This window comes from Pseudarthrobacter sp. S9, from assembly GCF_050156545.1.
Taxonomy (GTDB): Bacteria; Actinomycetota; Actinomycetes; order Actinomycetales; family Micrococcaceae; genus Arthrobacter.
On the sequence record NZ_CP189576.1, the window covers coordinates 1,773,420 to 1,787,085 of the forward strand.

At 64.9% G+C, this 13,666-nt stretch carries 8 protein-coding genes; 5 read left to right on the forward strand and 3 right to left on the reverse strand.

Translation table 11 applies throughout. The features are described 5' to 3' along the window. Positions 1 to 154: 154 nt before the first annotated feature. Both ACQCSY_RS08370 and ACQCSY_RS08375 read left to right on the forward strand, forming a co-directional pair. Entirely contained in the window at positions 155 to 1,618 is a 1,464-nt protein-coding gene (locus ACQCSY_RS08370) for an amidase (protein ID WP_427134788.1), read from the forward strand. Between the two features lie 182 nt (positions 1,619 to 1,800). Continuing rightward, positions 1,801 to 3,198: a peptide MFS transporter gene (locus ACQCSY_RS08375; protein ID WP_427134790.1), complete on the forward strand. Its 1,398-nt coding sequence runs from the start codon at positions 1,801 to 1,803 to the stop codon at positions 3,196 to 3,198. Between the two features lie 258 nt (positions 3,199 to 3,456). Here ACQCSY_RS08375 and ACQCSY_RS08380 read toward each other — a convergent pair whose 3' ends face one another. Both ACQCSY_RS08380 and ACQCSY_RS08385 read right to left on the reverse strand, forming a co-directional pair. After that, entirely contained in the window at positions 3,457 to 6,255 is a 2,799-nt protein-coding gene (locus ACQCSY_RS08380) for an aminotransferase class I/II-fold pyridoxal phosphate-dependent enzyme (protein WP_427134792.1), read from the reverse strand. A 60-nt stretch (positions 6,256 to 6,315) separates the two neighbouring features. Beyond that, the gene (locus ACQCSY_RS08385; protein WP_427134793.1) at positions 6,316 to 7,842 is read right to left on the reverse strand and encodes an amino acid permease; all 1,527 of its coding nucleotides are present in this window, start codon (positions 7,840 to 7,842) and stop codon (positions 6,316 to 6,318) included. A 590-nt stretch (positions 7,843 to 8,432) separates the two neighbouring features. Here ACQCSY_RS08385 and ACQCSY_RS08390 point away from each other — a divergent pair. Both ACQCSY_RS08390 and ACQCSY_RS08395 read left to right on the forward strand, forming a co-directional pair. Next, the gene (locus ACQCSY_RS08390) at positions 8,433 to 10,046 is read left to right on the forward strand and encodes a PucR family transcriptional regulator (protein WP_427134795.1); all 1,614 of its coding nucleotides are present in this window, start codon (positions 8,433 to 8,435) and stop codon (positions 10,044 to 10,046) included. Between the two features lie 187 nt (positions 10,047 to 10,233). Then, positions 10,234 to 11,145, forward strand: a complete 912-nt coding sequence (locus tag ACQCSY_RS08395; protein ID WP_427134797.1) for a glutaminase — start codon at positions 10,234 to 10,236, stop codon at positions 11,143 to 11,145. Positions 11,146 to 11,235: 90 nt separating this feature from the next. Here the strand turns inward: ACQCSY_RS08395 and ACQCSY_RS08400 are convergent, their stop codons facing one another. Then, positions 11,236 to 11,847: a DUF4190 domain-containing protein gene (locus ACQCSY_RS08400; protein ID WP_427134799.1), complete on the reverse strand. Its 612-nt coding sequence runs from the start codon at positions 11,845 to 11,847 to the stop codon at positions 11,236 to 11,238. A gap of 133 nt (positions 11,848 to 11,980) precedes the next feature. Here ACQCSY_RS08400 and pgm point away from each other — a divergent pair, with 133 nt between their 5' ends. Further along, positions 11,981 to 13,654 (forward strand): phosphoglucomutase (alpha-D-glucose-1,6-bisphosphate-dependent), encoded by a 1,674-nt coding sequence (gene pgm / locus ACQCSY_RS08405; protein ID WP_427134801.1) that lies wholly within the window; start codon positions 11,981 to 11,983, stop codon positions 13,652 to 13,654. The last annotated feature ends 12 nt before the right edge of the window (positions 13,655 to 13,666 follow it).

Below are 13,666 nucleotides of genomic sequence, written 5' to 3' on the forward strand. Positions count from 1 at the left end.
AGGGACATGTCCAGCGGCCAGCCCGGGACATGCCCTCCCCTGGCCGCGAGGACCGGGCATGATGCCACCATGTCCACCCGCCGATCCCAGGACTGGGCATGTCCCCCTGAGGCGCCGGCCGCAGCGCTCGGGGAACGGCCGGAGCCGCGTGTCCTTGGCTGACATCCACGAACTCTCCGCCGTCCAACTGCGCGACGCCCTGCGATCCGGCGAGCTCTCCTCCCGGGAGGCGGCCGGGCATTTCCTAGACCGCATCGGGGAAGAGAACCGGCATCTCGGGGCGTTTATCACCGTCACCGCGGAGCAGGCCCTGAAGGATGCGGCCGCAGCGGACGCCTTCCACTCCCGCCATGCCGGCAAGGACGACGGCGCCCTGCCGCCCCTGCACGGCATGCCGGTCGCCTTCAAGGACCTGACGGACGTTGCCGGCGTCATCACCACCCACGGCAGCGCCGCCCTTGAGCACAAACCTGCGCTGGCCGACGGCGCCCTGGCCGCCGCGCTCAAGGGTGCCGGGGCCATTTCGCTCGGCAAGACGCAGGTCCCGGAGTTCGGGCTGACGGCGTACAGCGAGAACAGGATCGCACCGCCGTCGCGCAACCCGCATGCGCTCAGCCGCAGCTCGGGCGGTTCCTCGGGCGGCAGCGCCGCGGCGGTCGCCGCGGCGCTGGTGCCTTTCGCCCCGGGGTCCGACGGCGGCGGCTCCGTCCGCATTCCGGCCGCGGCGTGCGGACTGGTGGGCCTGAAACCCGGCCGGGGGCTGGTGCCCGCCGGGGAAAGTTCCGGCGATCCCGCCGGGCTGGTGGTTGCCGGCCCGCTGGCACGCTCCGCCGCCGACGCCGCCCTGATGCTGGACGCGCTCGTGCCCGGGGCGGACGGTCCGGTCGCGGACGGGCCCGGTGCGGACCGGCCCGGCACCGCGAGCTACCTCGAGCTGGCGTCCCAGGAGCCACCCCGGTTGCGGATCGGCGTGAGCCTGGACAGCCCGTGGCAGACGATTTTCCCTTTCACCCCGGACCGCGAGGCGCTCGACGCCCTGGCCGAAGGCATCAGGCGGCTCGAGGCGGCCGGACACGAAACCACGGAAGCCGCGATCCGCTATGACAACCGCTATCCGGGCGCGTTCACCACGGCCTGGACCGCCGCCGTCGGAAGCGCCCGCATCGCACCCCAGCGCGAGGCGCTCCTGACCCCGCTCACCCGGACGTTCCGGCGGCGCGCCCAGCAGCGCAGCCCGGCCAAACTCAATGAATCACTCGGGTTCCTGCGGCAGTTCCAGCGGGATACGATCGCCCAGTACGCCGGCTGGGACCTCATGCTGATGCCGGCACTGGCGCAGACGCCGCGCCCGGTGGGCTGGTTCACCGGGGCGGGCCACGGCGACGGCTACTGGCCGGCGGCCGAGTGGGCGGGGGACGCCGACGGCGATTACCGCAGACAGTGCGAATTTGCGCCGTGGTCATCGATGGTGAACGTGTGCGGGCTGCCCGCCATCAGCGTCCCGGTGCACTGGACCGGCGGCGCACAGGGCGCAGGGCTGCCGATGGGCATCCAGCTGATCGGGCGAATGGGTTCCGAGGCACTGCTGCTGCAGGTGGCGACGCAGCTGGGCTGCTAGCCGTCAGGTCATCATGTTCGACGTCGAAGGCGACGACACGCCCCGGGAATGACTTGCCCCGGACCCGCGCGAATGTGACAATTCCGCGTCACAGTGTCAGCATTAAGTAAATGAGCACAACTCATTTATCCAGTCCCCCCGCTACAACGCCGGGCGATACCTCGTTTTTTGGCCACCCAAAGATGCTGGCCAGCCTCTTCTCCGTAGAGATGTGGGAGCGCTTCTCCTTCTACGGAATGCAGGGCATCCTTCTCTACTACATGTACTTCTCGGCCGCCAAGGGCGGCTTGGAGATTGAGCAGGGCTTGGCCGCCGGCCTCGTCGGCGCGTACGGCGGCGGCGTCTACCTCTCCACCATCCTCGGCGCCTGGCTCGCGGACCGGCTCTTCGGTTCGGAGCGGGTGCTGTTCGGCTCCGCCATCATGATCATGGCAGGCCACATCGCCCTGGCGCTCGTGCCCGGCATCCCCGGCCTGATCGCCGGCCTGGTGCTCGTGGGCGTCGGCTCCGGCGGCCTGAAGGCCAACGCCACCGCCCTCGTGGGCAGCCTGTACGGCGAGAAGGACGAACGCCGCGACGCCGGATTCTCCATCTTCTACATGGGCATCAACGCCGGCGCGCTGATCGGCCCGCTGGTCACCGGCTGGCTGCAGGAAAGCCAGGGGTTCCACTGGGGCTTCGGTGCTGCCGCCGTCGGCATGGCCCTGGGCCTGGTCATCTACTCGCTGGGCCGCAACAAGCTGCCCGAAGAGGCCCACCGGGTCCCGAACCCGCTTCCCGCCCCCGAGCGCACCAAGTACGGCCTGATCTTCGGCGGCATCGCCGTGATCATCGCGGCCCTGCTCATCACCGGCACCGTGAACGCCGGAAACCTGGCCATGTCCATGGCCTACGCGGCCATCGGCGCATCGGTGCTGTACTTCGGCCTGATCTTCAGCAGCAAGAAGGTCAACGCCACCGAGCGCGGACGGGTTGCCGCGTTCATCCCGCTGTACATCGCCTCGGCCGCGTTCTGGGCACTGTTCCAGCAGCAGTTCACCTTCATCGCCGTCTACTCGGAGGAGAAGCTGGACCGGAACCTGTTCGGCTGGGAAATGCCGGCCGCCTGGGTCCAGTCCATCAACCCGGTGTTCATCATCGTCTTCGCCGGCGTCATGGCCGCCCTGTGGACGCGGCTCGGCCGCAAGCAGCCGGGCTCGGCGCTGAAGTTTTCGATCGGCCTCTTCGTGATGGGCCTGGCGTTCCTGGCCTTCATCCCGCTGGCCGGCGGCGGCAAGACCCCGCTGCTGGCACTGGTCGGAATCCTGCTCCTGTTCACACTCGCGGAGCTGTTCCTGTCCCCCATCGGCCTGTCCGTGACCACCAAACTGGCGCCCAAGGCCTTCCACACCCAGATGGTGGCGCTGTTCTTCCTCTCCGTCTCCCTGGGCACCACACTGGCGGGCATCCTGTCCGGCCTGTACAACCCGAAGGACGAACTGCCGTATTTCATCGGCATCGGCGGAACCGCCATGCTGTTGGCCGTGGGCCTGACGGCCGCCTCGCCTGCGATCAGGAAGCTCATGGGCGGCGTACGCTGACCCGATGAACACCAGGCACCGCACGCCGGTTGAGTCGCGCGTCTACGGCCCCGCCCTCGGCGAGGCGTCCGACGTCGCGACTCATGCCGGCGGGCGATGTCCCCGACGGCGTGGTGCGGGTGGCGGGCGGCACTATCCGCCGCCCGCACCATCCGCCGCCCAGCCGCTGCGCCGGCTGCACGCCGGGCCGATCCTTGCTCTGCGCTGCTGGCTTGAACCTGTGGACCGCCCACCACAGCCCTGACAGGTGGAGACAGGTCAGCCCGTCGTGGCCATCCGGCGATGAATCGCATCAGGATCGGCGCCCAAAGGATGGCCGGCATGGCCTTCGACGAAAACCCGGTAGCCGAGATCATGGTCGTACCCGTGAACCTCACGGGTGTCCAGCGCTGCCATGAAGGCCAGCGTATTCTCGGTGATCACCTGCCCCGGCACCAGGATCGGGAAGCCCGGAGGATAGGGTGTCACGAACCCGGCAGATACCACTTCATGGCCCGCCGCTACTCTTCTGGCCAGCTCGTCCGGCTCAAGGTATTCCGTGGCGCCGTCCTTGTATGTCTCGAAGTACGCAGCCCTGAGGTTCCCGTCTGGAGTCATTCCGTCCTGCCGGAAGCGCTCCGCGAATCGGCTGAAATCAGGGAGCGCCGGCGGGGCACTGCACAGGGCGCTGACGCGCGCATCGCGAGCACGGAGTCCGCGGGGACCAAGGGTTCTCTGCTCCGTGTCGAAGACCTCGGCCAGCTTGACCAGGACTTCCACAAGATAGGCCACAGAGCTGCGCGAGGTGCCAATGTTCGTCATGAAGAGCACACTGTTGCGGGAGGTCTTGTTGACCTGAATCCCGTATTGATCCATCAGGTAGTCGTGCTTGAAGGTGTCGCCGTCGATCCCGGTGAGGCCGATATCCAGGGTCAGCCTGCTGGGATCCACCACAAATTCGTCCACCCGCCAGGCTTCCTCCAGCGCGGAAAGCCCTTGCCCCAGGGGCATGGAACCCCCGGTTTGCCGGTAGGCGGCCGGCACGAGTTCCCGGGCGCCAAGCACCCGGAAGTATTTTCTCAGCAGTGGATTGCGCGCCACGGCTTGAGCGATGCTGACGGCCAGGTCGGCCTGCTTCTGAACGAGCGCGAAGCCTTCCAGCTCCACTTGGCGCCGGCCGATGTCCAACGAGGCGAGGATCTGGTAGTTCGGAGAAGTCGAGGTGTGCGTCATGTAGGCTTCGCGGAATGCCTCCCCATTGAGGTGCTCGAAGTCCTGGTCGAACACATGGATCATGGAGCCCTGCCGGAGCGACGTCAGCGTTTTGTGCGTTGACTGGGTGGCATAGACGCGGAGGCGCGCTTTCGAGGGGTCCGGAATCAGCCGGGTCCGCAGCCAAATCTCGTCGTCCACGGGCTCGCCCGTCTCCGGGTCCCACAGCGTCTTAGCCTGTTCAGCATGACGAGCGGCATAGCCGGGGTCCCTGAACTCAGAATCCAGTTTCCTGGCGGCTGCCATTCCGGTCCGGCGCCGGAAGACGGGATGGAAGCTGGCGAAAGCGAACCAGGCCTCGTCCCAGAGGAACACCAGATCCGGCTTGATGGCCAGGCACTCCTCCATGACCCGTTCGACGTCGTACACCATTCCGTCAAAGGTGCAGTTGGTGAGCGTGATCATCTTGACGTCGTCCAGCCGCCCGGCGCGCCTGTAGTCCAAGAGCATCTTCTTGATGCTTGCCAGCGGCACCGCCCCGTAGAAGGAGTACTGGTTCAGCGGATAGGCGTCAAGATACGCCACCTGCGCACCGGACAGCATCAGCGCATAGTGATGGGATTTGTGGCAGTTTCGGTCAACAAGAACGACGTCGCCGGGGGCCACGATGGACTGGTGAACCACCTTGTTCGCCGTGGACGTTCCGTTGGTGACGAAGTATGTTTTGTCCGCGCCGAACGCCCGGGCGGCGAGCTCTTGGGCCTTCTTGATGGAGCCGTGCGGGTCCAGCAGGGAGTCGAGGCCGCCGGAGGTGGCCGACGTCTCCGCCAACAGCAGGTTCAGTCCGTAGAAATCCCCCATGTCCTTGATCCACGGGGAGTTGACCACCGAGCCTCCACGGGAGATCGGTAGCGCATGGAAGACACTCGCCGGCCGCCGGCTGTACTCCTGGAGGGCTGTGAAGAACGGGGTTTCGTAGCGGTCCGCGATCCCGGCCAGGAGTGACAAATGCAGATCGAGGCGATCCTCGCGACGGAAGATCCTCCTGAACCGGCGGGTCAACGATCCAGCCAGGCCTTCAATGGCTACGCCCGCCACCAGGTAGACATCCACCTCCGGCCGCAGTTCTGCCATCTTCTCGGCAAGGCGCAGTATCCGGTCAATGGGGCGCAGCTCGTCGAGGTCGTCGTCCAGGTACCGGGCAAGGAACCTCTTGAGGTCGCTGCCTACCAGGCGACCTGCGCGAGTGGTGAACCCCGGCCTGAGGATGCAGGCCTGAATGTCCGGGTTGATCAGCAACGCCACCAGAGCGTCTTCGAAGGAGGACACAACGTTGACTTCATAGCTGAAGGCGTCCGCCGGGCGACGCTGGCCGAGCATGTCGTTCTTCAGAGCCTCCGCTTCCTGTTCGGTGATGTCGTCCACTACCAGGACCTCAAACTTTGGCCGGTCTGCGGATACTTCGGACGGTTCCGGGAAACCGTCATTGTCGGCAGGCTCGTTGCGGTCATGACTGATTTGGGTCTGTTCCGTCGCTGGCGTTGCACCGCACAGACGGGTCTTCACGTTTTCCACCAGATCCAGGCCCTTGCCGTACTCACCCGCCCCGACGGTTGTTCGCAGCTGGGCAACCGCCGGCAACCCAGGAAACGCCCAGTAGAGCTCAATGGCGTCAAGCAATGCGAGTGACCGCCGGATCTGTTTTAGCAGTCCGTCATGGTTCCTGAGCGACGGACTGCCCGCAGCCAGTTGCTTCAGGGCGTATCCCAGGAAGTCCCAGGCGTCCGCGCGTGCCCGCCAGGCCCGGCTGGGCGTGCCAATCTCCGGCTCGCCTCCGTTGTTCGGGGATGCGAAGGTTTCTTTCATGTTTGTTTGTGCTCCGTGCTTTCTCATCATCTCGGTTTTGCCATCCCGAAACGAAAGGGGCTAGTTGACAAGTTCCTGTCGGGAAACCATCGCTGCGGCCGCTTCTTCCCTGCGCTTGCGCGACGCGCGCCATCCCAGGGCAAGAAGCGGGATGAGTGCCAGCGACGCCGCCAATACCCACCGGCCGGTGTCTGAGAAACCCATCGTCACCAGGACGAGGGCCAGGAAGCCCAGCGTGAGGTAGGAGGTGTAGGGCGCACCGAACAGCCGGAAGGCGGGCCGTTGCGCCCTGCCCTGTTTGACCCATTTTTGGAGTTTGATGTGGCAGAGGATGATGGTTCCCCAGCCACCGATGATGCCTACCGCTGATATCTCCAGCACGATCTCGAAGACCTGCGACGGTACCAAGGCGTTCAGTCCCACTCCTACCAGGGTGACGGCTGCGGTCAGAAGTATCCCTCCATAGGGCACTCCGCTGCGGCTCATCCTGGCAGTGAAGGCGGGAGCCGAGCCGTTGACCGCCATGGACCGCAGGATTCGCCCAGTGGAGTACAGCCCGGCGTTCAGGCTGGACAACGCCGCCGTCAGCACCACAAAGTTCATGACTGACGCCGAGACTGCCGCGGTTTCCCCCGAACCCACGTGGGAGAAGAACGTAACGAACGGTGACTCCCCGGCTTTGTACGCGGTGAAAGGCAGGAGCATGGATAGCAGCAGGACCGACCCTACATAGAAGATGGCAATCCGCGCCACCACCGTATTGACGGCCTTAGGCATCACCTTCTCCGGATTTGCTGTTTCACCGGCCGCGGTGCCTACCAGTTCAATGGCTGCGTAGGCGAACACAACGCCGCTGATTGCCAAAAGCGGAGCCACTGCACCCGTGGGGAACATGCCGCCGTGGTCCAGTATCACGCCGAACCCCGGGGTCCCGACGTCGGTCCTGCCGCCGAACACGATGAAACACACCCCGACAACCAGGAACACCACCAGCGCCGTCACTTTTGTCAGCGCGAACCAGAACTCCATCTCACCGAAAACCTTGACTGACACGAGGTTGAGTCCCAGCACCACAAGCAAAGCAAGCAACGCTATCAGCCACTGCGGAATATCGCGGATCGGCTCCCAGTACGGTGACCAGAACTTGACGTAAAGCGCCACTGCTGTCACGTCGACAATCGAAGTCATGGCCCAGTTCAAGAAGTAGAGCCACCCAGCGGTGTGGGCCATTTTTTCGCCGTAGAACTCACGGGCGTAGGAAACGAAAGACCCCGACGACGGGCGGTACAGGACCAGTTCCCCCAATGCGCGCAGAATCAGGAAGGCGAAGAATCCGCAAACGGCATAGACCAGAATCAGGGCTGGCCCCGAGCCGTTGAGCCGGCCGCCCGCCCCCATGAAGAGTCCGGTGCCGATGGCGCCTCCGATAGCGATCATCTGAATCTGCCGCGGCCGAAGGGTTTTGTGGTAGCCGGCTTCTTCACTGGAAAAGTCCTGGGCGGCCATCAACCTGTCGCCGAGCAACTCCCGATCATTTTCCAAAGCGTCTGCGGGGTCCAGCTGTGGTTCCGGACTATTGGTTTTCATGAGATTCCCAACATTGGTCGAAAGAAGGGCCCTGGGCACGCCGGCGGAACTCCGCGTGCGTGGAATGCGGCTGCACGGAATTGTCCTCGGCGGCCCGAACGTAGCGGGTCCCTTGCGGTGTGGTGGTCTCCGTCGAAGCTTGGCCTCGGGAGGTGGAGACGTTCAGCTGTGGCGGAACGCTGAACGTGCGTGCGGTACTAGGTCAGCTGAACAGCGGGCATGTACGGCAGGTGTTCACTGCGTCCCTTGCGGGCGCCAGCCGCACGGCGGCAGGCAACGAATGTGGTTCTCCGGCGATGCCGGGGTCAGCGAGCTTGTCACTACTGGGGTCTCCTTTGACTCCTGTACCGCGCTCAGCGGTTGAAAAATTGTGAAAGGTTCGTGCCGCTACCGTCGCAGCGATTCTGCGGGAGGGGCGGTATCCAACTCTAGATCCCGGGCGATAAATTTAACTTGGCAAGGCCGACAAATTCACAAATACGGAATTGTGCGGCATACCAAATTTGCAGACCGGCAGGGCGAGTAATGTACATGGCTGTGGCAACAGGCCATCAAGCACATCAAGCATCGGGAAGGGTCTGAACGCCGCGGTGAGACCTGACGAACTCGACGGCGACACCACGCGCGTCGCCCTCAGCGACATTCTCGAGGACATCGGCGTGGACAACGCCCAGTTGCTGCTGGCTCCCTCTGCCCAGAATGAGAACGTCGGGGAGACGCTCATCGTCGACTCCGAAGACCTGGATTCCGTCCGGACTGGAGCTTTGGTCCTTCTCGTGGGTGCACGAGGCAGGGCCGCACTGCCGAAGGTACGCGCGTTGCTCGCCGATCACCCAGTGGCAATCGCGGTCAAGGGCACGGCCTCCGACCTCGCGGCAGTACAGGAAGTCCTGCACGGAAGCGGAGTGGGCCTCATTGCGGTATCTCCGTCAGCGCGGTGGGACCGGATCGAGGGCGTTGTCCTAGACCGGATCCGTGAATCCCTGCCATCCGGGGACACCTCCACGTTCATGCAGCGCGATCTGTTCGGTATCGCACAGACCACGGCGACTCTTACACACGGTCACGTGGTCATAGAAGACTCAGCCAATAGGGTGCTGGCGTACTCCCCCGCCTCGAATGACGTTGATGAACTCCGCCGGCTGTCGATCCTCGCCAGGAGGGGGCCGGAGCGGTACCAGAAACTCCTCAAGGAATCAGGCGTATACAAGCGACTCCAAGCCGGTGAGGCGCCGATCCACATGCCGGCCAATCCCGAAGAGGGCCTTCGCGAACGGGTAGCGATCGCCATTCACGCGGGCCGGAGGGTTTTGGGTTACATCTGGCTGCAGGAGGGAACCGAAGGCCTCGCGGCCAACACTGACCGGATCATGGTGGGCTCTGCCCGCCACGCTGCCATCGAGCTGGTGCGGCACCGCAATGAACAATCGCAGTCCATGCGCAGGGACCGCGTCTCGAGCCTTCTGAGCGGCACCGCCCAGATCCATTCGCAGGCCCAGTCCGCGGGCCTTGACCCGTCGAAGCCTGCGGCCCTGGTGCTCATTTCTTCCGGTGACCTGAATCAGGCCGCCCCGGGGCTGCAGCTTCAACGGGGAGAACTGGCCAACCTGATCTCAATCCATGCGGCGGCGTACAGGCCCGGCGCTGTGGTGGGCGCGCTGGGGCTCGAGACGGCAATCATCCTGCCGGACCTGGACCCGGTGAAGTCTCCGGCGGCCATCAGCAGGCTGGTCAACGTCATCGTCAAGGACGCCGGTAGGCACCTCAATCTCCAGGTCCAGGCTGCCATCGGGCCAGTGGTTGACCGGTTGGATGGTCTGCACGCCTCACTGGAGCACGTGCGCGATGTCCTGAAAGTCCTCAGGAACACGCCAACTATGCGGGTGGCCTCCTTCAGCGATGTGGAGACGACCGTGCTGGTCAACGAACTGCTTGATTTGATCAGGTCCAGGGACCGCCTCCGCCACAAGGGCATCACCCTCCTCTGCGAGCGCTACCCTGAGTTCGCCGCGACCCTCTTGGCGTATCTGGAGTCTTTCGGTGACGTGAACCGGTGCGCAGAGCAGCTCATGATCCACCGGAATACCGTCCACTACCGGCTCCGCCGATCCTGCGAAGTCGCTGGCTTGGATCTGCAGGATCCGGGCCAGCGACTCCTGGCCCACCTTCAGATACGGCTGTGGACGGAATCTCCAAGAAGCTGAAGTCCGCTGCTTGGGCGGCGGCACAAGGCCGTCGCCGGACATTGGCTCGGCCGCACAATTTTCGGAAGACGGACAGGCCCTAGTCTGGGAGCAGGCCGAGACTAGCCCGGCAGATCATAATTACGGGTACCAGTGGTCAGCGTTGATCGCATGGTCATTCCTTGAACCAGAAGGTTGAGACATTCCCATGGATATCCAGAACCTCCTCGATGACATCGTCGGCACGATCAAGCCCCAGCTGGGGCAAGGGGAAACGGCTCGCTACATCCCCCAGCTGGGGGATGTAGCCGCCGATCAATTCGGGATATCTGTGGCAACAGGTGACGGCGAGGTGTACGCGTCAGGGGACTCGGAGGTGCCCTTTTCCATCCAGAGCATCTCCAAGGTGTTCGCGCTCGCGCTCGTGCTGGCCGGCGACGGAGATGGGATCTGGAAGCGCGTTTTCCGTGAGCCGTCCGGCAATCCTTTCAACTCCCTGGTCCAGCTGGAACACGAAGACGGAATTCCGCGCAACCCCTTCATTAACGCTGGGGCTCTCGTGGTCACCGACCGGCTCGTCAGCATCACCCAAGATGCCGCGGGTGCCGTTCTCGACCTTCTCCGGACGGAAAGTGGCAACAACTCGGTCCAGATCGACTCCGCGGTAGCCCAATCCGAGGCCCGCCACAGCCACCGGAACGCCTCTCTGGCCCATTTCCTCGCAAGCTGCGGAAACCTGGAGAATCCGGTCCAAGATGTGCTGGACGCCTACATAAATCAGTGTTCGCTGGCCATGAGCTGCACGGATCTGGCCTTGGCCAGCAGATTCCTGGCGAGCAACGGAATATGCGTGGACGGCACGCCGCTCCTTTCTTCACCGCAAACCAAGCGAATCAATGCAGTGATGCTGACCTGCGGCACCTACGACGCAGCAGGTGAGTTCGCGTACCGGGTCGGCCTTCCAGGGAAGAGTGGAGTGGGCGGCGGAATCATCGCGGTGGTGCCCAACAACTGCACAATCTCCGTCTGGAGTCCGGGCCTCGGAAGGTCCGGGAATTCCATTGCCGGGGTGGCAGCCCTGGACGAATTCACCACCCGAACCGGCCTCTCCATCTTCTGACCAGCGAGTCGGGCCGCGACGAGTTGCCGGTCATGCGCGCGGAGTTAGCAGCGAGCGAAGAACGGAAACCCACATACGCGGCGATGCCGGCTAGACACCGTACCCGCGGTAAGGTGCGCTGCCGAGGGCCAGCAAGACAATCAGGATCACGACTGCGGTCAGCGCGATTCCCACGTATCCCATCGCCAGGCCGGCAATCGCCATGCCCCGGCCGCTCGGTTCCCGCTTGAGGGCCAGGTGCCCGAGGATGACGGCGGCGACCTGCGGCAGGAGAAAGAACCCGAGCCCCACGAAGACTGCGATGCCGCAGCACATGCTGGCGATGCTCAGGCCATTGGGCTCGGCCGGCACGCCGTAGTACGCCGGCTGGCCGTAGGCGTTGTACGGGCTGCCCGGCTGAGGGTATTGCTGTCCGGGCGCACCATACTGTTGGCCCGGCGCTCCCGGCGCGGTCCCGTACGGGGTGGTGCCGTACGGGGCGCCATAAGTGCCCGCCGGCTGGCCGAAGTCCGGTGCGCCCTGGCCATATTGCTGACCCTGGTCATGCTTCTGACCGTACTGGCTGTAGTCCGGTTCCTGGACGTGCGGCGGTGCCTGCGGCACCGGAGGAGCAGGCGCCTCTGACCCGTGCGGCGGAACGTGCGACGGCGGCAGCTCGCCCTTCGGCTCCTCGTCGTTGCCCGGTGTCGGCTGATCAGTCATGGAGTTCCCCTCTAAAGTCCGTGCCTCAAGACTAACGCCGGCAGGATCCGCCGATCAGGACATTCTTGCGTCACAGGGGCCGGATTCGCGCCGAACCGTGTTGCGGTCCGCCGTCGTCTGGCATGCTGGTGCAATGGCTAGCCGCGCGGGCACAATTGCCCAACCCCAAGACCTTGTTGACCTCACTGCGCTCCTGGATGCGTACTACGACGTTTCGCCGGACCTTGGTGACCCAGGCCAGCGGGTAGCCTTCGGCACCTCCGGGCACCGTGGCTCGAGCCTGAAGGCCTCCTTCAATGAGCCCCACATCCTGGCCATCACCCAGGCGATCGTGGAATACCGAGCGGGCCAGGGCATCACCGGCCCCCTGTATCTCGCCAAGGACACCCATGGGCTGAGCGAACCGGCCCAGAATTCGGCCCTTGAGGTACTCGCCGCCAACGGCGTGAATGTGCTGATCGACGCCCGCCACGGCTACACCCCCACCCCGGCCCTGAGCCACGCCATCCTGACGCACAACCGGAACTCCCCGGCCGGCGCGCCCCAGGCCGACGGCATCGTGGTCACTCCCAGCCACAACCCGCCCGGTGACGGCGGCTTCAAGTACAACCCGCCGCACGGCGGCCCCGCGGACACGGACGCCACCGGCTGGATCGCCAACCGCGCCAACGAGTTCCTGGAAAACGGACTCCGCGGCGTCAAGCGCATCCCCGTGGCGGATGCCCTCGCCGCCGACACCACCGGGAAGTTCGACTTCCTCAGCAGCTACGTGGACGACCTCCCCTCGGTACTGGACCTGAACGCCATCCGCGAGGCCGGAGTCCGGATCGGCGCCGACCCCATGGGCGGGGCATCCGTGGACTACTGGGGCGAGATCGGCGAACGCCACCACCTCAACCTCACCGTGGTGAACCCCACCGTTGATCCGCAGTGGGCCTTCATGACCCTCGACTGGGACGAGAAGATCCGGATGGACTGCTCCTCGCCGTCGGCGATGGCATCGCTGATCAACCGGATGTCCGCCGCCGGTACCGGCAAAACGGCGTTCGATATCGCCACCGGCAACGACGCCGACGCGGACCGCCACGGAATCGTCACAGTCGGTCCAGAGGGACGGGGCCAGCTGATGAACCCGAACCACTACCTCGCCGTCGCGATCGACTACCTCTACCGCCACCGGACCGGCTGGAACCCGCAGTCCGTGATCGGCAAGACCCTGGTCTCCTCCTCGATCATCGACCGCGTGGCCGAAAGCCTGGGCCGCAAGCTCGTTGAGGTCCCGGTCGGCTTCAAGTGGTTCGTTCCCGGGCTGCTCTCCGGCGAAGGGGCCTTCGGCGGCGAGGAATCCGCCGGCGCCTCGTTCAATAAGATGGACGGCAGCGTCTGGACCACGGACAAGGACGGCATCCTGCTCGCGTTGCTGGCCTCGGAGATCACCGCCGTCACGGGCAAGTCTCCTTCGCAGCTCTACAAGGGCCTCACGGACCAGTTCGGGGACCCCGTCTACGCCCGGATCGACGCCGCAGCCACCCGGGAGCAAAAGGCCGCCCTCGGCAAGCTGTCGCCGTCGGATGTCACCGCCACGGAACTCGCCGGGGAAACCATCACGGCCAAGCTGACCGAAGCACCGGGCAACGGCGCGTCCATCGGCGGCCTCAAGGTGGTCACCGAGAACGCCTGGTTCGCGGCACGGCCCTCGGGCACCGAGGACGTCTACAAGATCTACGCCGAGTCCTTTAGGGGCGCTGGCCACCTGAAGCAGGTCCAGGCCGAGGCGAAGGCGCTCGTCGACGGAGTTATTTCCTAGGACAAGGCTGCG